Raw genomic sequence first — 19770 nt, forward strand, 5'->3', positions numbered from 1 at the left:
AGCGATTATATTTTTATCTATAGAAAGGTGATTGTCATGTTTGATTTCAAGGACTACGGACCGGATCCATGTGCTTTGGACTTAAAGCAGGCGGCCTTAGAGAATGAGAAGTATCGTGAAACTTTGTGGACGGGGGACCACTTCCAGGTAACCTTGATGTGCATCCCTGCTGGTGGCGGCGACATCGGGCTGGAGATCCACCACGACAACGACCAGTTCATCTATCTGGTCAGTGGGACTGGCCGGGTGCAGCTGGGCAAGGAGAAAGACAACTTGACCGTGGACAAGATTGTTCACGCTGGTGAAGCTGTCTTCATTCCAGACAACACTTGGCACAATGTCACCAATGCCGGTGACGAGCCGATGAAGTGCTTCAGCTTGTACGCTCCGGTAAAGCACGCGCATGGCACGACCGAATCGACCAAGGCCGACGCGATCGCCCAAGAAGGGCCACTGGAAGGGTCTAACGAATAATTTTTAAGCACGTGAATCTTTCACGTGCTTTTTTGTTGGAATATGCTGATTTTTTTAATAAGGAGACTATAATTTGAAGTAGAAAATGGTTGTCGGGTATTTTTTATTAGGAGGAAGAAAATGAAGGCAATTAAACAGCTCTACCATGAGCACAAGATCATCACGCTGATTCTGACCTCGCCAATCTGGCTCTTTGTCCTCTTCTCCGTCTTGTTTACGGCCAACGAGATCTACAAGTCAACCCAAGAAGGCGTGGTAACTGAAGTTCTGAACAAAACCCTGCCCAAGCACGGCTATAGCGACATCTACTATTTAAACCAGGTCAAGGCCGACAGCCATTTCGGCATGGGGACCACTTATGTCAGCAGCTTCTCAACCAAGCGGACAGTTAAAAAGAACCAGGCCCTCTTCGCCAAATCCGGCAAGAAGATAGACAAGGGCGATGCCGACCTCCCCTACTACAAGGAAGTCACTGTCCGCCGGAGCGGGATAGGCTGGAAGGTCACTGTTTCTGACTCGATTGGACAAGAGGAAAGCAGTTATAGCGTAAAATGACAGCAAATAACAAAATGGAGCAAGGTTGGCCCTGCTCCATTTTTCGTCTGCTCATCTATTTAAATTGTTCCCAGTAAGCATCATCTGCTTTAACTATTGGGTCCTCCGGCAAAAGTCCCTGCCGGATCAACTTGTCCCTGGCAAACGCGTAGTCCAGGGATTCCTTTTGTTCTTTTTCTGAATCCATAAGGCATCCCTCCCCTGCTGCTATCCTACTTCATTTTTTACCCAAAACCAACAAAAAAGCCGCCAGAAGCGTACTTGCTTCTAGCGGCTTTCTTACTCAAGGCACTTGCCAAACGGCAAATGTGACTCCTTCTCGTTCACATCAAGGGTGTGTCAGCATCGACGCTTCCCGCGTCTGGCCAAAGGCCTGATGCCCTCTATCTCAAAAATACGCACCTTTGCGTTTTCCTCGACTCGTCGATATTCGATTATACGCTCTTTCCCAATCCTTGTAAAGCTACTTGCCCAGCTTCTCCCGCAGCTTGAGCCGCTTGATGTACTTGTTCCAGGCTTCTTGAAACAGGGTCGACAGCAAGAAGCCCAAAGCGATTGACACTGTCACGATAGCCACCCGCATCATCATCTGCTGGGCAGCGATATACTTGCCGTCAATTAGCCGCCTGACCACCATGTAAGCCGGCGCCCCCGGCACCAGCGGCACCAGGCCCGGGACACTGAACAAGGTGACGGGACACTTTTTCCACTTGGCCAAAACAACAGCGACCAAGCCCACGGCAAAAGCGCCCAGAGTGTTGGAAATCATCCGCCCGCCAGAGGCCTCCGTCACCAGCCAGTAGACCATCCAGCCCGCGCAGCCGCAGATCCCGCTCCAGTGAATCACCCGGTGGGGAATATTCACCGTCAAGGCAAAGCCCACCGTGGCAATATATGAAAAGACCAAGTTGATCAAGACGTCCCAGATGTTGAAACTAACCTGCATCCCCAGCATGACTATGCTCCTAAAAATCTAATCATGATCCCGACGCCGCCGCCCAGGGCAATCGCCGTCATCGCCGCCTCACACATGCGCACGATCCCTGACACCCAGTCGCCCATGAAGAGGTCTCTCAAGGCGTTGGTCAAGGCCAGCCCTGGCACCAGAGTCATCAAGGCCCCGATCAAAATATTGTTCACGTTGCAGGCCGGGAAAATCCGGCTGATGATAATGGTGAGCAGGCCCATCTCCATGGCCGCGATCAGTTCGGCCAAAAAGCGGACCTTGGTGTGGCCCTTAAGCCAGGAGTCCATCAAATAGCCGCTGGCCCCGATCAGGCCGGCAACCGGGAAGTCGACCCAGTCATAGACGTCCAAAAAGAGGACCATCAAGGTGGCACTCAAGATCCCGGCCCCGATGACCTGCAGCCATAAAGGAAAGGTCGGGGTCTGCTCCTCGACTTCTCTCAGCTTCTCTTCCAGCTCCTCCAGGTCAATCCGCTTGTCAGCGAATTCCCGGGAGAACTCATTGACCCGGTCAACCAGTTCCAGGTTGATGGCCCGCTTCTTCACGGTTTCCAGTTCCGTCACCGTGCTGCATTCCCCATCATCCAGGCTGACGAAGAGGCCGGTTGGCATGGCAAAAACGTTGACCTCCTTGATGCCGGCGTTGATGGCGATCCTGCGCATGGTGTCCTCCACCCGGTACATTTCGCTACCGCCGGCCAGCATGAGGCGGCCAGCCTTCAAACAAGTATGAACGACTCTTTTCATGTACGCGTCTGTGCTCATTTTTTTCACCGCGAGCCTGCCTAAAGGCAGCTAAATCAATTATTCATGGCTTCAATATCGACGACCTTGTCGACCCAGTCACCTCTGAAGAAGTCCCGTTCGTGACTGACGACAATGACCCCGCCTGGGAAGTTGACGATGGCCTTTCTCAGGCTGTCCTTAGTTTCATTGTCCAGGTGGTTGGTCGGTTCGTCAAGGAAAAGCAGGTTGGCCGGCTCAAACTGCATCTTAGCCAGCTTCACCTTTTCCTGCTCGCCCCCGGACAGTTCCTTCAAAGGACTCATGACCAACTGGGCCGTCAGCCCCATCCGGGCTAAAGCCTGGCGGAGTTCCTTGGGCTTCTTCTGGTCAAATTCACTCTCTAAGTACTGCAGAGGAGTCATATTCTGGTTGGGCCAAGTCAAATCCTGCTTAAAGTAGGCCAGCTTAGCCGTGGCCGACAGGTCAAAGCCCCCGTAGATAGGCGGAATCTGCCCCAAGAGGGTCTTAAGCAAAGTGGTCTTGCCGATCCCGTTAAAACCGGTGATGGCCACCTTTTCCCCATTGCCTACGGAGAAGTTGAAGGCTTCCTTAACCAAAGCCTGGTCATAGCCGATCACCAGGTCCTGCGTTTGCAAAAGCAAGTTGGAGGCTGTTTCAACGTATGGGAAGTCAAATTTAGCCTTCTTGCCGTTTTGCGGAGGCGTCAAAATTTCCATCCTGTCCAGCTGCTTTTGCCGGGACCGGGCGCTTTTGGCCCGGGTGCCGGCCTTGTTTTTTCTGATATAGGCTTCAGTCTTGGCAATCTGCCGCTGCTGGTTGGCATAGGCCTTCAGGTAGGTCTGCCGGTTGGCTTCCTTTTGCCGCATGGCCTGCTTTAAGGTCCCGGTATAGCGGGTAATGGTCCCGAAGTCGATGTCGATAATACAGTTGGTGATCCGGCCCAAAAAGTCATAGTCGTGGCTGACGACGATAAAAGCACCGGTAAAATCATTCAGGTAGTCGACCAGCCAGTCGATGTGGCCGACGTCTAAGTAGTTGGTTGGTTCGTCCAGGACCAAGACCTGGGGCTGCTCTAAGAGGAGCTTGGCCAGGATCAGCTTGGACCGCTGGCCCCCGGAAAGCTTGGAGACGTCCCGGTCAAAGCCCAGTTCGGCCAGGCCCAAGCCACTGGCCACCCGGTCGATTTCAGTGTCCAGGTCGTAGAAGTTGTTTTCTTCCAGGTAGGTCTGCAAACGGCCTGCTTTGGTCAACAGGGCCTCATCGCCGCTTTCGCTGTAGTCGATGTAGAGCTGGTTCAACCGGGCTTCATCTTGGTAGAGCTGGTCAAAGGCAGTTTTTAAAAAGTCCCGCATGGTCAGGCCGGGCGTCAGTTTGGCGTACTGGTCCAGGTAGCCGACGGAGAGCTTGTTTTGCCACTTGACGCTCCCTTCATCGGGGAGGATTTCCCCGGTCAGGATTTTGATCAAGGTGGACTTGCCGACCCCATTTTGGCCGGTGACCCCCATGTGGTCTTCCTTGTTTAAAACAAAATTGGCGTCTTCATAGAGGGTCTTTTCCGCAAAGCCCTGGGTCAAGCCGCTGACGGTCAGTAAACTCAAAATTTTTTCCTTTCTTACAGGTGGAAGTCTTCCGCCTGCTTGCGCTCACGGTCGTACTTCTGCAAGGTCTTGAGGATCCGCGGCCAAAGATAGCGCGGAGCGGTCAAGTGCAGGTGGTCGTCAGCCACCCGGAAGTAGCTGGGACTGAGCTTGGTCAAGCCGGAGAGGAATTCCTCATCCAGGTGGTACTTGTCAGAGATCCGCTGGATTTCGGCAATGGCGTATTCGGTGTAAGACGAGCTCACGAAGACCAGGATGGCGCCGATGATGCCCCAGACCAGGGACTGGGTATTGGTCAAGGCGAAAGAGTGCCGGCAGATGTAGAACATGGCGATGAAAGTCATTACGCCGGCGATTCCGCCATAGATGTATGGATAGTAGCGTTTTTTCACGAAAATCCCTCCTAATTCTATCAACTATCTTAACGTATTTTGCCCCCTGGTTAGTAGGAAAATTATTGCTGAAAAGGAAAAAATAAGAGGGATCCAGAATCCCTGGACCCTCTTATTCAACCACAATCTTTACCTTGTCATGCTTTTGGGCAGCTTGGGCAAACATTTCAATGAGCCGGTCACAAAGCTGCCGGGACTGGTCAAAGCGGAATTTCTTCTTGCGATAATTCAGCAAGTCATTGTAATACTCTTCCGCGTCCACGTAGCAGTCAGGCTCTTCTGCCCAAGGGCCTTGCTCAAAGAAATAGTCACGGCTCATTTTTCCCCATTCTGACTTAGGAATTTTAGGATATTCAAAAAGGTCTTCCACAAATCCCTCCCAAACCCGCAGTTTAGTTCTGCCATAGGAAAAATCAACTTCGGGTTCATCTTGTAAGTCTCCATTATAAAAAGTCTCATCAACTTTGGTCTGGCCAGTGTCCATTTTTGAGCAGCTCCTTATCACTATTTCTCTTGAAAAAGCTGGCGGACCTTCCGGCTGTTTCTTACCGAAAAATATTGGACGTCGCCAGTGATGAAGGTCAGCTTTTTCTCCTTCAAATCCACTTCTTTAACGTTGGCGGGGTTGATGACGCAGGATTCGCTGACCTGCACCAGGGCCGGGTACTTCTCTGGCAGTTCCTTCAGCTTGCCGATGAATTCCGCCCAGCCGGTCGTCTTGACCAGGCGAAGCTTGTGGGGAACCGACGTCGTCTCCACGTAAACCACATCTCCCATGCTCATGTTTCTGACGTCATGGCCGAATCTGTAGCTGAAGGTGTTTTTCTGGATATAGCGGTACTTGGCGATCGCGTCCACCGCCTGCTCCAGGGAATAAGTGACATCCCGGCGCAAATCGTCCACGTTGCCGTTTTTGACGATAAAATTGCTGGCCCCCAGCCGTCTTTGGAAGGTCAGGAAAGCCATGTCCTGGTGACTGGTCACAAAAATCAGCTGGGCCTTGGGGTCCTGCTTCTTGATGATCTCGCCCAAGTCCAGGCCGTTTTGCTCGTCCAGCTTCTTGCCGATTTCAATATCCAAAAAATATATGCCGGACGCGAGCGGCTTTTTGGTCAAAAAATCCAGGGCCTCATCGTAGCTGCCTGCCGCCTTGACGACAGCAAAGTCCAGCTCTTCTTCATCGCTTAAAATAATCTGCGCCCGCTTGATGCAGTCCTTGACCAAATCGATCTGGTCTGGCTCATCGTCGCAGATAAAAACTGGATACTTTATTTTTCTCCCTCCTTCAGAACCATCAGACTAAATGTAAAAGTGTTGCCTGTCGTATCTATATCAACGATCATTTGCCCGGCATACTTGTTCACGATCTCCAAGGCGTTGCTTAAGCCCAGGCCGGCATGCTGGTCCTTACTCGTGTAGCCTGGCTCAAAAATCCGCGGAGATGGGATATCGGCGGTCTTGTTTTTGATGACAAATTCGAAATCGCCGTTTTCTTGGTAGAACATAGCTTCAATCCGGCCGCCTTTTAGGCCGTTGCTGGCCTCAATAGCATTGTCAAAAGAAATCCCGATGACCCGGACCAGGTCCATTTTTTCCATTTCAGAGACCAAAGGCAGGTGGTCGATGTCCTTCTGGCAGCTGAAGCGGTAGGGAATCCCTTGATCGTAGATTTTCGACAATTTGGTAATCACGATGCTTTTAAGCAAATCGTCATGGATATGGTTGACATCTTGAAACTTGGCCAAGGCATGCTCATCAAAGTTTTCCCTTGAGTACTCATTCAGCTTCTCCAAAAGCTGCTGGGAGTCGTTTTGGGCCGCTGCCAGCTTGAGGCTGCTCAGAATATTGCGGTAGTCGTGCTTGAAGCGGCGGAGGCGGTCCTCATCCTGCTCCAAAGAAGCCGCGTAGCTCTTCAGCTGCTGGTTGGACTCATAGAGCTGGCGGTTCTGCGCTTGCAGGTGCCGCTCTTCTGCTTCGTTTAAAAGGGCGGTCTGATTTTTGATACTGAGACTAAAGCTGAGCACGGCATAGATGCCTTGAACGGCCAAGATGCCCAAGAGGATCGCCAGGCCAACCGACATCTTCTTCACCTGCATCCCGACGACGTAGGCAAAAATTGTCGAGACATACAGGTAGGACAGCAGAAACAAGCAGTTCGTCTGATAGCGGACGTCGCTGATATATTTGCGGATTTTTGGCAAAAGCGGCCAAGCGAGCAAAAAGCCAGCCAGCAGGAGACCAAGATCAATCCACAAGCTGGCCGCAAGAGTTTCCGGAAAAGACCAGCTGATGATATTTACTATGATGTCTTCTAGCAAACCAATAATACCAATAATTAAGGCCGCGCTTACTGCCTGCTTGACCTTTTTGCCTTTGATCTGGGTTAAAACCAAGAGGGTCAGCTCAAAGATTTTTAATTGCAGGTCAATGAAATAGGACGGAACCGACTCAATTGTGATCCCGTCAATCACACCAATGAGCCAGATGCCAAAAAACATGGTCCAAGCTCGGCGGCTAACTAGCCGCTGGTCAAGCAGCCGCAAAAAGCAGGCAATATCAATCATAGGCGCCAGCATCATGGTGCCGGCATCAAGCAGATACAATAAAATCATCTATCCATCCTGTTTTCGCTTCGTTCCCTTTTCAGTCCTCATGATACAACAAAAAGCGCAACTGAGTTGCGCCTTTATGCCTTAATATTAACCAAAAATTGCCTTAATTCTGTTCCAGCAAATGAGTGAAATCTTGTAAGTACTACCTCGCTTATGACTCTTTCTCTTAATAAAGCTAACCGTTGGATCTAAGCCTTGTAAGCCTAAAATATCCTGATTACTGTTTTGCATCTTCTTTCACCTCTTTTCTAATCCGCAAACAAGAACCTTTCATTCCCAATGACTGGCAGCCACTTGCCCCAATTGTGGTCCCTGGCGCCCAGCAAGATGGCCAAAAGTCCAACGGCACCGGTGGCCAGGTCCAGGGAATTTTTCAAGCCATAGACTCCAGGAAGCAGAATCCTGTCTTCATCAAAGACCAAGTAGTTGGCCAAGTGCTGCAGTTTTTCTTCCAAAAAGCCCTCATAACCCAGACTTTCTGCCGCGATGTCGCCCAGCATAAGTCCCGCGAAGCCGTCAAAGAGGCCATTCATGTAGGCTAATTTGACCCGGTTAGTCGCGATCAAGCCCTTGATCATCCTGCTGTCGCCTTTAACCTTGACCCCGTCTTTCGCGAAGTCCAGCAGGACCAGGAGCAAGCCACAGGAACCCGAATTAAGATAGGGCAGATAGCTTTCCTCGCCATTGACTTCCCCTTTTAAAAAAGTTCCGCCTTTTATTTGACTGACTTCCTGCTCTAAAAAAGTACTCAGCCTTTCTTCTGCAGCTTTTAGCAAGTTATTCTGGTCCAGGTACTTGCCAGCTTTTTCAAGATAAAGAAGCATCCCTAATTTTCCAGTAAGCAAGCCAGCTTCCTCCCAAGCATCATAGCCAGCTAATAGCTCTTGGGCAATTTTTACCAGCTCCTGCTTTCTAGCCTCATCTGGTTCAAGCAGCTGCAGGGACAATTTGGCCAGACCTATCCCCGCCAGGCCGCTCTCTAGCGACAAGTCTTTCATCTGATCAACTTCAATTCCATCGATCAGCTTTTTGCCTAATTCCTGGTCAACTTCTGAATACAAGACTGCCCCCATCCCGGCCGCGCCGGTAAAGAGGCCATGATCCATTTCACTTGCCTGGCAAATTGCCTTTTGATTTTTCAAGCACCACTTTTTAAAAGGCTCCCGGTCTTCCGGCAAAGCGGACAAGACAAGGCCCAGGCCCAGCGCTCCATTTTCAATATTCAGCATCCCTGCCGGCTCAATAAACTGGGCAATATCGCCCTTGATCAAACGCTGACTTGTCCAATCGATATTCGCGTCGATCCCTCTCTTGATGCCCGCAATCAACTGGTCCAGAGACTTCTGCTCTACCGCTGGCAACTTTGGCAAAGTTAGGTCAGCTTTTTCAAAACACTCTCTTTTGAATTTCCGCAAAAAATCTCCCGCTGCCGGGTCCAGATTTTCCTGCCTAACTGCTTCGCTTACTTCCGGCTTTTTGGCCAAATGACTGACGTCGATGACCGGCAAAAGGGTGTATTCAATCATTTTGTATAAAGATAACCAATCCTGCTGGCCCATGGTTTTGGCCTGCAGGTCGCTGAAACCTGGCGTGGACAAGCCTGGTTCATAAGTCTGATCAAGTGGCCCTGCCTGTTCAAAATCAATCAATACCGGTCCCTTTTTGCCCAAAAGAACATTGCCTGGCTGCAAGTCACCAATGGCTATCCCTCGCTGGTGGATGTCCTCTACCGCCGCAAACAGCTGCTTGGCCAGCTTTTTTACCATTTTCAGATAGCGGCCATGATCTTGCTGGAAAGGATACTTTTCCTTGATCAGCTGGTCCAAGTTTTCTGCTGGCAGATAGTCCTCGACCAGATAATAATGAATCCAAACCTGGAAAGAATCCCGCAGCTTAATGACATATGGGGAGTCTTGCAGCTGCCTTAAGAGCTCTGCTTCATGCTTGATCCGGCTGAAGCCATCCCGCAGGTTCGCGTCGATCCCGGCTCCCTGCCGGCCTTCCTTGATCAAGTACTTCTGCCCGGATTTTTGCCCCAGGTAAATCCCGCCGGCATTGCTAAAAAGCAAGGCTGACGAAATATTGTACTGACTCAAGCGGGAAAAATCGCCGCGGCCTGCCCTTTTTTCAGCTGGAAAAGGATCTGACACAAAATCTGGCTGCTGGTAATAAGGCAGACGCTGGTCTGGCACTAACTGACCTTGCTCGTCCCTTATGCAATAGTTGCCTGCCTCATCGCGGAGCTCCTTAAAGGCTCCATAGCGGTAATAGACATTGCTTCTTTTATACCGCTTGTCAGACAGGATATAGGGCCCTAAATCATACTCACTCGTTAAAGCCGCCAAGTCAGCCGCGGCCTGCTTGAACTGCTCCGTATCCTTTGGATAAGCCGTGATAAACTTGCCCGACTCAGTCCGGTCAGCGTTTTTGGAGTTTTTGACGATCCATTCGCCCCGGCTGACCGTGAACTTGAAGCTGATTTTTTGCTTAAAAAGATAGTCAGCTGCTGCCCTTAAAAGCTCTCCTTCGTCCTTGTATCCGGCTGACAAGTGGATCTTCCACCCCTGCGCCGGCAGCTCGCCAGGCGCCAACATATAGGTCCAGTGGCGGTCACTCCAGGTCTGCCAAGCTGCTGGCTTAGTTACTTGACAAGGCTGCATTTTAGGCGCCGCGTCTTCAAAAAAGCTGCTCTTTTCAGCCAAGAGAAAGGGCACATAGTCCTCGATCGCGTACTTCATTTTTACTTGAACAAGTTGTCAAAAAAGCCGTAGAAGCTGCCATAAATGGTGTGAAAGCAAATCAAGCTGCGGCGGACGTCACCATTTTTATCCTTCTTTGCCTTCTTCAGCTGCAAATTCAAAACTTCTTCAATCAGGTTTTCCATTTTTCCCTGCCTCCTTTTGCCTATTAGTTTAGTGCCTTCCCTCTTATTTTTTTCAAGAAGTCATTATCGGGCAAAAAAGGCTCATAAGCGCAAAAAAATACCCCTAGCTGAGCTAGAGGCATGATTTGCTGTCTTTTTTCCACTTCCTACCAAGAATCACTGCTTCTTGGCGTAATTGAGTTGGCTTCATAAATCGTGTAGTTGGTGATGGTCTCATTGCTGGAGAAGTCGACCCCGTTGTAAGTCTCGTTCAGACTGTTCTGCCGGGTTTCCTGGTTGGTCAAGGTCTGCGTCGGCAGCCCCAGGCTCTTTCTCAGCTTGTTGGACCACTTCTGCAGTTCTTCAGTTGACGCGATCTGGAAGCTGGTCCCGGAAATCGTCGCGTCGTGGCCCTGGATGTAGCCGCTGGAGATGTTGCTTGCCGCGCTTCTGTAGTTGATGGCCAGGCTGGTCATGTCGCCAAAAGTCAAGTTAGTCTTGACGTACTTGGCAAAAACCTTGAGCAGCTTCTGGTAGTTGGCTAAACCGTTGACGGACAGGCCCTTCTTGACCACGGCCTGGATGATCTGCCGCTGGCGCATTTGCCGGCCGTAGTCCCCCCGGGGGTCGTCATAGCGCATCCGAGCATAAGCGATGGCGTGGCGGCCGTCCAGGTGCTGCTTGCCCTTATGGAAGTCACACCAGTCATAGCTGAAGCTGAAAGGCACGTTGACGTCGACCCCACCTAAAGCGTTGACCAGGCTCTTCAAGGCCTTCATGTTAACTTCCACATAATAGTTGATCGGCACGTTGAGCATGGCCGAAACCGTCTTGACTGACCCGCTGCTGCCGCCAAACTGATAGGCGGAATTGACCTTGAACATGTAATAGCTCTGGCTGCTCGTTTCACCCAGAATCTCCGTCAAGGTGTCCCGGGGAATCGAGGTCATGGTCGCCTTCTTGGTCGTCGGGTTGACGGTCACCAGGATGATGGTGTCTGAATTCCCTTGATCATGCCGCCCTTCCAGCCCCTGGTCGACCCCTAAAACCAAAATCGAGATCGGCTTCTTGGCCGCGATCCGGGCGCTAGTCGCGGTATTGCCGTTATTGCCGTTCATGCTCACCAGGGCTGAATGCAGGGAGAAGTAGGCATGCGCCCCCCAAGTCGCCGCGATCATAACGACAAAGGTCACTAAGAGACCGATAATCGTTGGCACGGGGCGGCGGGATTTTTTCAAAAGGCCGGCCTGGACGAGCGTCACATTGCGAAATATTTTCTGTTGTCTTCTACTGTGTTGCTCTTCCATGGATTGACCCCTTTAGTAATTTGCTATTGTTTATTTTCTCATTAAAAAGCCGTTTAATAAACCAGACGGGGGAATATTTAGACTATCTTATTTTTTTGGCAAAAAGCCGCTTTGAGAGTAGAATATCAAGTATCGTAAAATAGAACGTAAAGTAATGTGAAAAAGAAGAGGTACTTGTATGGAAATCCCTTATCGCAGCGAGGTTCCCAAAGAGCAGACCTGGGACTTGACCCGGGTCTTCAAGACTGAGGCGGACTGGGAGTCCGCCTTTAAGGCAGTCAAGCAGGAAGTCAAGGCCCTGCCGGACCTGGAAGACGGCTTCACGGAAAGCGCGTCTGTCCTCTATGACCGCTTGACCCAGATTTTCGCCGTTGACCGCCGCTTGTCCAAGATCTACGTCTATGCCAGCATGGCCAGCGACGTCGACACCAGCAACCAAAAGAACTTGGCCCTCAATTCCCGCGGCCAGAGCCTGGCTGCTGAATACCAGGCCGCTGTTGCCTTCATCCAGCCGGCTGTTTTAGCCTTGGGGAAAGAGGCCCTGGACGCCTTTTTCAAGGAAGAGCCAAGGCTGGAAAACTACCGGCACTACTTGGAACAGATCGTCAAGCAGGAAGAACACGTTTTGCCAGCTGAAGAGGAGAAGCTGGTATCGGCGGCCGGGGATGCCCTGTCAGCTTCAGCCAACACCTTCAATGTCTTGACCAACTCTGACCTGCAATTCCCTTACATTGAAGATGAAGACGGGGAAGCAGTGGAACTGACGGAAGCCAACTACGACATCTTGATCCAGTCCCAAAACCGGGAAGTCAGAGAGGATGCCTTTGACGCCCTTTACGCTGGCTATGGCCAGTTTGCGTCAACTTTTGCCTCCACCTTGGCCGGCAATGTCAAGGCCCACAACTTTGACGCCCAGACCCACCACTACCAGGACGCCTTGGCCGCGGCTCTGTCTGAAAACAACATCCCTGTCGAAGTCTACAACCAGCTTTTGACCAGCGTTCACAAGCACCTGGACCTTCTGCACCGCTATGTCAACTTAAGAGAAGAGATCCTGGACCTTAAAGGCGACCTGCAAATGTGGGACATGTACGTGCCAATCACGGGCAAGCCAAGCCTCAGCTATACTTTCGATGAAGCCAAGGCCCAGGCAAGAGAGGCCCTGCAGGTTCTGGGTGAGGACTATGTCAAGCACGTCGACTACCTCTTCAACAACCGCTGCATCGACTACGTAGCCAACATGCACAAGCAAAGCGGAGCCTACTCCGGCGGGGCTTATGACACCGACGCCTATGAGCTCTTGAACTGGCAGGGAGACCTGGATTCCCTCTACACCCTGGTCCATGAAACCGGCCACTCCGTCCACAGCATGTACACCCGGGAAAACCAGCCATACGTGTACGGGGACTATCCGATTTTTGTCGCGGAAATCGCCTCAACGACCAATGAAAACCTGCTGACCAACTACTTCCTGGACCGGGTGACGGATCCAAAGACCCGGGCTTTCCTGCTCAACTACTACTTGAGCTCCTTTAAGGGAACGATCTACCGGCAGACCCAGTTCGCGGAATTCGAGAAGTTCATCCACGAAAGCGACCAGGCGGGTGAAGCCTTGACGGCTGACTACCTGTGCGGCTTCTACGACCGGCTCAACCAGCAGTACTACGGCCCGGCGATCAGCCTGGGCAGCGACATCGACCTGGAATGGGCCCGGATCCCCCACTTCTATTACAACTTCTACGTCTACCAGTACGCGACCGGCTTTGCCGCGGCGACTGCCCTGGCTAACAAGATTACTTACGGCAGCCAGGAAGACAAGGAGAAGTACCTGGACTTCCTCAAGTCCGGCTCCAGCGACTACCCGATCAACATCATGCAAAAGGCCGGCGTCGACATGACCAAGTCCGACTACCTGGAAGATGCCTTCAAGGTCTTCGAAGAAAGACTGGACGAATTTACTGACTTGATCAAAAAATTATAGAAAGCAAAACGAAGCTGCTCAAAGAGAGCAACTTCGTTTTTTGCTGTTAAATTTGATACATGTTCAATCTTAGTGGTGTGAAGCACCAGTAGCCGCGTCTGGTTCAGCCTTGATTTGGTTAGCCGCGGTAACTGGGTATGGCTTGCGCACCCGCGGGTCAGTGCTGGATGGCTTGGTGTCGCCAGCGTACTGGAAGTCAGTCAAGCGGGCGTGCTTAACGTCTTCAATCGTCTTGCAGCCAGTCAGTTGCATGTCGATCTTCAATTCATCGTTCAATTCGTTGATGACTGAAGCAACCCCGTGCGGGCCACCCAAAGCCAGGCCGTAAAGGTAAGGACGGCCAATGCCGACCAGGTCAGCACCCAAAGCCAAAGCCTTGAAGACATGGGAACCCCGGCGAACGCCACCGTCGAAGATAACCGGGCAGCGGCCGTTGACTGCTTCAACGACTTCTGGCAATACGTCGATAGTTGCCGGAGCACCATCGATTTCCCGGCCACCGTGGTTAGTCACGTAAACGCCGTCCGCGCCGGCAGTCAAAGCAACTTCAACGTCTTCAGCACAGTTGACCCCCTTGACGATAACTGGCAAGCCGGACATTTCCTTAATCCGCTTGATGTCGTCCGGGCCGATGTTCTGGGCGCTGGAAGCGTACATTTGCGCAACGGTTTGCCCTTCACCCTTGGCACCTTGGAAACGGGTGAAGAAGTCAAGCGGTACCGGGAAGGCAAAGTTGGTCCGCAGGTTGGCTTCCCGGTAGCCTGATACCAAAGCGTCAACCGTCAAAAGGATGGCCTTGTAGCCGGCCGCGTTGATGGCGTCAAAGACCATCTTGTTGAAGTCCCAGTTCTTTGACAGGTAAAGCTGGAACATCCGCGGAGCATCTGGCGCGGCAGCGGCGATTTCTTCAACCGGCTTGTTGCCGTAAGTGCTGGAAGTGAACATGGCCCCGGCCAAAGCAGCACCCTTTTGGGTCGCTACTTCAGCATCAGCGTGGGAGATCCCATGACAAGCAATTGGTGAGATCATGATCGGCGTCTTCAGCTTCATGCCCAAAAATTCAGTTTCAGTTGACGGGTTGTCCATCCCAGTCAAGGCCCGGGGAACGATTTGGTAGTGGTTGAAGGCAGTAGTGTTGTTTCTCCAAGTCCATTCGTATTCTGAACCTGAAGCCACGTAGTAGTAAGCCCCTTCCGGCATTACTTCCTTGGCTCTTTCTTCAAGCTCATCGACGTTAACGAATTTTAAGTCTTCATCTGCTTCGCTTTGCGGGAAGCCCTTGATGTAATGTGTCATGGAAATCTCCTCAATCATTTAAAAATTACTATCAATTACTGTTTACTTACAAGATTTATCATAGCATTAATCGCTTACTTTTGGGCCAATCTTTTACTTTTTAGGATCAGCTTAAAAAATTAAAAGTGCAATTGCCCCGTGGCCAAGCCGACCACGTACAGGAAGACGCAGATGATGGCGGTGTAGATCCCGCACCACTTGAAGGCCTGCTTCAAAATCGTGCCTTCACTGCCTTCCTGGCCGATAGCCGTAGACGCAACCGTGATGGACTGCGGGGAAATCATCTTCCCGGCAGTGGCCCCGACCATGTTGTTGGCCACGACCCAAGTCTGGTTCACGCCCAGGCTTTGGGCTGCTGAGGCTTGCAATTTGGCGAAAAGGATGTTTGAACTGGTGTCTGACCCGGTCACGAAAGTACCTAAAGCACCAATGATTGGCGCGATCAATGGGTAAACCGGACCCATGATCTTGACCAGAACGACCGCGATGGCGCTAGTCATGCCGGCGTAGCCCATGACCTTAGCCAGGGCCACGATAGCGGAAATAGTTACCGCCGTCTTGCCGATTCCTTTAATCAGGTCCCAGAGGATGCCAAAAGTTTCCTTAACGCTCAAGCCCTGGATCAAGGCCCCGATAAAGGTGGCAACCAAGATCAAAGTCCCTGGTGAAGACAGCCAGTTGAGGCTGAACTGACCAGCATTTTTGCCAGTGTAAACCTGGAATTTGACAGTCGCGGAGTTGAGCAGGCTGTTAACGGCTGGGAACAGGGAGGAAGCGGCCAAAACGAAGACGAAAACCAGAATGAATGGCGCGCAGGCCTGGAGCAGTTCGCCAGCTGAGTGCTTGGCGATTTTTTCAGTTGAAGCCGCGTATTCCGGAGCATCCTTGTGCTTTTTGGCTAAAAAGGCCGTGACTAGGATGCAGATGATGGAACCAGCGATGGCTGGCAGTTCCGCCCCAACGTACTTGGCAACCAGGATCTGCGGCAAGGCAAAGGCCAGACCGGACATGAAGGTAATGAAGCCTACCCCCTTGATGGCCTTGGCGCCCCCGCCAACCAGGCCGACCAGGATGTAAGGGATGACCAGGATCAAGACGCTCAGCTGCAGAGAAACCACGAAGGCCGTGTTCATCACGTCCAGGCCGGCAGTCTGGGCCAAGGTAATGACTGGCAGGCCGACCGCCCCGAAGGCAGTTGGCGTGGTGTTAGCCACCAGGCAGATAACGGAAGCTTCAATCGGGTCGATCCCGAAGGTCATCAAGATGCTGGCCGGGATGGCAACAGCAGTCCCGAAGCCGGCGATGGCTTCTAGGAAGCCCCCGAAGCCCCAGGCGATCAAGAGGACCAGGACCCGCTTGTCGGTCGTCAGACCACAGAGCATGTCCTGGATTTTTTGCATGGCGCCGGATTTAAAAGTTACCTTGGAGGTGAACATGGCGGCCACGATGATGTAGACAATCGGGAACAGGCCGCCCAGGATCCCTTCCAAAGTCCCGGTCAAAGTATCAACGACTGGCAGCTGGAAGGCCGTAATGGCCAGAATGATTGCCAGGATAAGAGAAATAACGGCTGCCTTGGCCGCAGGCATCTTCAAGGCTGTCAGAGAGACGATCAGCCAGACGATCGGGATCAAGGCAAAAATGAATTTAACCCACATTCATGTAGCTCCTTCTATAAGTATTTTCCACAAAGATTATTGTACATGAAAGCGCTTAAAAATTCATGTGAATATTGATTTAAAGCCTTGATATATCAACGTCCGTGCTTGAATTTATTTCACAATGTTTCCGCTTGCTAAAAGAGGGATCCAAAAAAGCCCCGCCATTGCGGGGCTCTATATATTTTTTCACAAACTTGCTTGTTAACAAAGTTCTCTTGCTTGATCGCGAAAAAAGATTTAAAAAAATTTGCTATTTAGCGTTGGGAGTGCCTAATTTTTCCAAAACGTAGTCACCGTCGCTGTCCTGGCTGATAATCCCGTTTTGGTAAGTGTCAGTCACGCTGGTGTCATCCTTGTCGCCGGTGTAAGAGAGGTTGTGGGTTACCGTGTAGTTGACATAAGTCTTGCCGCTGCCAGCCGGGCTGGTGGACAGGACACTGACGACTTCGTTGTACTCAGAGACTGAATCAGAGTCATCCCAGTTGTCGTGCAGCTTCTTGATGCTGAGGTAGCCAGTATTGCTGCTGCCGTTGACCCAATCTTCGCTGTCATTGTCGTCCCAGATCTTCTGAAGGAGGTCTTCAGCGTCTTCGGTGCTTGCCAGGCCTGGCCAGGATGGAGTCAAGACCCAGCTGCCGTTGACGGCCTTGATTTGGTCGCTGCTTTGACTGTCGTCATCGCTAAAGTCATAGTCGTCATCGTCGTTGGCATTTTCCTGGTCAGCTGGGGCCGTCACGTACTGGTCAAAGTCGTGGATCGTGTCTGACTGGCCGATGCCGGACTTTTTCACGTAGAGGCTCATCCCTGACGTAATCTCATAGTCCTTGAAGCTGGCCTGGCCCTTGTCGTCCAGGTCGGCTACCTTCTTGTCATTGATGTAGACTTCCCCATTAGGCACGCTGCTGACCGTGAAGCTACCAGTCAAGATGTTCAAGCTGACTTGGTGATTGCTAAACAAATCCAGCTTGACCGGACTAGGCGAAATGGTCTTTCCGCTCAAGTTGGCTGAAACTGAGAAGGTGTAACGGCCGGCGATTACCGGATCCAGCTTCTTTTGGTAGTAGTCACCAGACGCGGTCAGCTTGCCCACGTTTTTCCCGTTCATCTTGATCACGGAATTCTCGTGGTTGGTCACAACAGTTGGCGAGTAGGTCTTAACCATAAGCTTGTATTTCGGGAAAAGGAAAAAGTAGTGGCCGTCTTCGCCTAAGGAAACGGTGTCCTTGAAGATATCGTCAAAGTCATCTTCCCTCTTCCACTCGCTGCCCAGGTTGTTGGCCTTGGTCTGGTTGGCCTTGTAGTATTCCTGCAGAGGCTGCACGCTCTCCTTGGTCAGCTGAAAGCTGCTGTCGTCGGTCTTAACGTAAGGTGACAGGTCTTTCTTTGGGTCCTTCATCCGGGTCACGATTTCGTCGATTTGCTTGTCCTTGGCATAGTGGGCCTTGCCAAAGCTGTAGCCGGCCAAGAGGACCAACAAAACAGCCGCGGTGATCAAGATTGGTTTCTTCCACTTCTTGGCCTTTTTGAGATCGGCCCGCTTTTTGACTGTTTTAGCTGGCTTAACAGGTTGGACTTGCTGAACCTGTTGAACTGGTTGAACCTGCTGGACTGGCTGAGCTGGCTGAGTTGGCTTAATTAATTTAGCCCCGCATTTGGCGCAGAAAGTGGCATCGGCCTGGTTTTTGGCGCCGCATTTAGCACAGTAGATCATTTTTACATCCTCCTCTTTGATAAAAAGCCTGTATGCTTAACTGGCAAAAAATACTCTCAAGGCAAGTATAGCATATAAAAAAGCAATTTTAGCCAAAAGAAAAAGGAGCAAAAAAGCTCCTTAAATTCTATATTTGCTTATGCCCGCTTCTTTCTGGCGTGGGTGAAGTAAACCAGCAGATAAGCCGTTACCTCAATTAATGAAATGAAAAAGGTCACTGGCCAGTTGGTGACGTAGCCCAGGCACAGTCCGGTCCAGACCCCCAAAAGGGCCAGGCCGACCGACCAGGCCAACATGCTGGGAATCGACTTGCCCAAATAGCGGGCCGTTGAGGATGGCATGGTCAAAAGGACAAAGACCAGCATGGACCCGACCACCTGGGATCCGATTGAAACCGCCATGGCCAGAGCCACCAGGAAGACCACCCCGACAAAGCCGGTGTTGATGTGGTGGGCCGCTGCCCCGATATGGTCAAAAGAATCATAATTCAGGGGCTTCTGGATGACAAAAATGATCAGCAAGACGACCACTGACAGGCCAACCAGCTGGTAGACGCTGGATCTGGACACCCCGATAATTGACCCAAACAAAATGTTGGTCGCATAGCTGCTGGCCGAGCTGGACAGGGACAAAAAGAGGATCCCCAGGCCGATAAAGAAGGCTGAAATCGCGGAAATCGACGACTCCTTCTGCTCAGTCCGCATGGACAACTCCCCGACCCCGATCGAGCCCAGGAGGGCAAAAATCAGCATCCCCGTCAAAGGCTTCAATCCCATCAAAACGGCAAAAGCCGCCCCGGCAAAGCCGATTTCCGACAGGGTGTGGGCCAGGAAACTGAAATTGCGGGCCACGACATAGACGCCCACCACCCCGCAGGTAATCGCGATGAAGGTGGCCGCCCAAAAGGCATTGCGCATGAATTCGTAGGCAAACATCAGTTGAAACTCTCCTTAAAATCTTCCATCTTCCCCTGGCTGACCGTCCCGTCGCTTAAGTAAAGATAGTCCTTCATATAGCGCTTGGCCAAAGGAATATCGTGGGTGACGAACAGGACCGTCATCTTGTGCTCATGGTTGAGGTGGGCGATCAAGTTCATCAACTCTTCCTTGGCCTTGGGGTCCAGGCTGGCCGTGGCTTCATCCAAAATAATGAAGTTTGGCTGGTCCAAGAGAGCCTGGGCCAGGTAGGCCCGCTGCTTCTGCCCGCCGGAAGCCTCCCCCATTCTGGTATTCGCCAGGCCCTTTAAGTGGGTCTCCTGCAAAATATGGTTGACCTGGTCCTTAACCTTCTGGCTCTTCCAAAAAGGCGTGTTCAGCTCGATAAAAGACTTGATCGACAAGGGATAGTCCGGGTCGATATTGCGGAACTGGGGCACATAGCCCACCTTCACGTCGTCAGCCAGCTCAAAATAGCCATGGGTCGGGCTCAGCATCCCCATCAGTATCCTGACCAGGGTGGTCTTCCCGGCCCCGTTAGGGCCTAACAGAGCCGTCATGGACCCGGTCTCCAGGCTGAAATTAAGCTTTTTAAAAATCTCCTGGTCGTCGAACTTCATGCTCAAGTCCACGACCCGCAAAGCTTTACTCATTTACTTACCTCTAGTTTCT

At 51.5% G+C, this 19770-nt stretch carries 19 protein-coding genes; 3 read left to right on the plus strand and 16 right to left on the minus strand.

Annotated features, from left to right (window positions below; translation table 11 throughout):
* Positions 1 to 36 precede the first annotated feature (36 nt).
* Both ACYVUT_RS10180 and ACYVUT_RS10185 read left to right on the plus strand, forming a co-directional pair.
* Positions 37 to 474 carry a cupin domain-containing protein gene (locus tag ACYVUT_RS10180; RefSeq protein ID WP_439774935.1) on the plus strand — a complete coding sequence of 146 codons (438 nt, stop codon included), beginning with the start codon at positions 37 to 39 and terminating at the stop codon, positions 472 to 474.
* A 120-nt stretch (positions 475 to 594) separates the two neighbouring features.
* A complete protein-coding gene (locus tag ACYVUT_RS10185; protein WP_484498875.1) occupies positions 595 to 1029 on the plus strand; it encodes a hypothetical protein in 435 nt (144 codons plus the stop codon).
* A 55-nt stretch (positions 1030 to 1084) separates the two neighbouring features.
* Here ACYVUT_RS10185 and ACYVUT_RS10190 read toward each other — a convergent pair whose 3' ends face one another.
* The 11 genes from ACYVUT_RS10190 to ACYVUT_RS10240 form a co-directional block, all read right to left on the minus strand.
* Positions 1085 to 1216 carry a prevent-host-death family antitoxin gene (locus ACYVUT_RS10190; RefSeq protein ID WP_484498874.1) on the minus strand — a complete coding sequence of 44 codons (132 nt, stop codon included), beginning with the start codon at positions 1214 to 1216 and terminating at the stop codon, positions 1085 to 1087.
* A 276-nt stretch (positions 1217 to 1492) separates the two neighbouring features.
* Positions 1493 to 1984 carry a threonine/serine exporter family protein gene (locus ACYVUT_RS10195; protein ID WP_439774932.1) on the minus strand — a complete coding sequence of 164 codons (492 nt, stop codon included), beginning with the start codon at positions 1982 to 1984 and terminating at the stop codon, positions 1493 to 1495.
* A gap of 2 nt (positions 1985 to 1986) precedes the next feature.
* A complete protein-coding gene (locus ACYVUT_RS10200) occupies positions 1987 to 2742 on the minus strand; it encodes a threonine/serine exporter family protein (RefSeq protein ID WP_484500908.1) in 756 nt (251 codons plus the stop codon).
* A gap of 53 nt (positions 2743 to 2795) precedes the next feature.
* Positions 2796 to 4340 carry an ABC-F family ATP-binding cassette domain-containing protein gene (locus tag ACYVUT_RS10205; RefSeq protein WP_439774931.1) on the minus strand — a complete coding sequence of 515 codons (1545 nt, stop codon included), beginning with the start codon at positions 4338 to 4340 and terminating at the stop codon, positions 2796 to 2798.
* Between the two features lie 14 nt (positions 4341 to 4354).
* On the minus strand, positions 4355 to 4732 hold the full coding sequence (locus ACYVUT_RS10210) for a hypothetical protein (protein ID WP_296227260.1): 378 nt from the start codon (positions 4730 to 4732) through the stop codon (positions 4355 to 4357).
* A 112-nt stretch (positions 4733 to 4844) separates the two neighbouring features.
* Positions 4845 to 5216, minus strand: a complete 372-nt coding sequence (locus ACYVUT_RS10215; protein WP_439774930.1) for a hypothetical protein — start codon at positions 5214 to 5216, stop codon at positions 4845 to 4847.
* A gap of 20 nt (positions 5217 to 5236) precedes the next feature.
* Complete coding sequence (locus tag ACYVUT_RS10220) at positions 5237 to 6004, minus strand: response regulator (RefSeq protein ID WP_484500909.1); 768 nt, start codon at positions 6002 to 6004, stop codon at positions 5237 to 5239.
* Positions 6001 to 7344, minus strand: coding sequence for a sensor histidine kinase (locus ACYVUT_RS10225; protein WP_484498871.1), 1344 nt, complete (start codon positions 7342 to 7344; stop codon positions 6001 to 6003). The genes ACYVUT_RS10220 and ACYVUT_RS10225 overlap by 4 nt, the downstream gene beginning before the upstream one ends.
* A gap of 248 nt (positions 7345 to 7592) precedes the next feature.
* Positions 7593 to 10082 carry a class III lanthionine synthetase LanKC gene (lanKC, locus tag ACYVUT_RS10230; RefSeq protein ID WP_484500798.1) on the minus strand — a complete coding sequence of 830 codons (2490 nt, stop codon included), beginning with the start codon at positions 10080 to 10082 and terminating at the stop codon, positions 7593 to 7595.
* A 2-nt stretch (positions 10083 to 10084) separates the two neighbouring features.
* The gene (locus ACYVUT_RS10235) at positions 10085 to 10228 is read right to left on the minus strand and encodes a hypothetical protein (RefSeq protein WP_201330044.1); all 144 of its coding nucleotides are present in this window, start codon (positions 10226 to 10228) and stop codon (positions 10085 to 10087) included.
* Between the two features lie 146 nt (positions 10229 to 10374).
* The gene (locus tag ACYVUT_RS10240; protein WP_484502000.1) at positions 10375 to 11514 is read right to left on the minus strand and encodes an LCP family glycopolymer transferase; all 1140 of its coding nucleotides are present in this window, start codon (positions 11512 to 11514) and stop codon (positions 10375 to 10377) included.
* A 178-nt stretch (positions 11515 to 11692) separates the two neighbouring features.
* Here ACYVUT_RS10240 and pepF point away from each other — a divergent pair, with 178 nt between their 5' ends.
* The gene (gene pepF, locus ACYVUT_RS10245) at positions 11693 to 13495 is read left to right on the plus strand and encodes an oligoendopeptidase F (protein WP_484502001.1); all 1803 of its coding nucleotides are present in this window, start codon (positions 11693 to 11695) and stop codon (positions 13493 to 13495) included.
* 69 nt (positions 13496 to 13564) lie between these two features.
* Here the strand turns inward: pepF and ACYVUT_RS10250 are convergent, their stop codons facing one another.
* The 5 genes from ACYVUT_RS10250 to ACYVUT_RS10270 form a co-directional block, all read right to left on the minus strand.
* The gene (locus ACYVUT_RS10250; RefSeq protein WP_439774925.1) at positions 13565 to 14791 is read right to left on the minus strand and encodes a lactate oxidase; all 1227 of its coding nucleotides are present in this window, start codon (positions 14789 to 14791) and stop codon (positions 13565 to 13567) included.
* 119 nt (positions 14792 to 14910) lie between these two features.
* Positions 14911 to 16449 (minus strand): L-lactate permease, encoded by a 1539-nt coding sequence (locus ACYVUT_RS10255; RefSeq protein WP_439774924.1) that lies wholly within the window; start codon positions 16447 to 16449, stop codon positions 14911 to 14913.
* Between the two features lie 253 nt (positions 16450 to 16702).
* Positions 16703 to 18163 (minus strand): zinc-ribbon domain-containing protein, encoded by a 1461-nt coding sequence (locus ACYVUT_RS10260; protein ID WP_484502002.1) that lies wholly within the window; start codon positions 18161 to 18163, stop codon positions 16703 to 16705.
* 137 nt (positions 18164 to 18300) lie between these two features.
* Positions 18301 to 19098, minus strand: coding sequence for a metal ABC transporter permease (locus ACYVUT_RS10265; protein ID WP_439774922.1), 798 nt, complete (start codon positions 19096 to 19098; stop codon positions 18301 to 18303).
* Complete coding sequence (locus tag ACYVUT_RS10270; protein ID WP_484502003.1) at positions 19098 to 19751, minus strand: metal ABC transporter ATP-binding protein; 654 nt, start codon at positions 19749 to 19751, stop codon at positions 19098 to 19100. The genes ACYVUT_RS10265 and ACYVUT_RS10270 overlap by 1 nt, the downstream gene beginning before the upstream one ends.
* Positions 19752 to 19770: the final 19 nt, after the last annotated feature.

The sequence above is a fragment of the Lactobacillus sp. WILCCON 0059 genome (assembly GCF_057197985.1).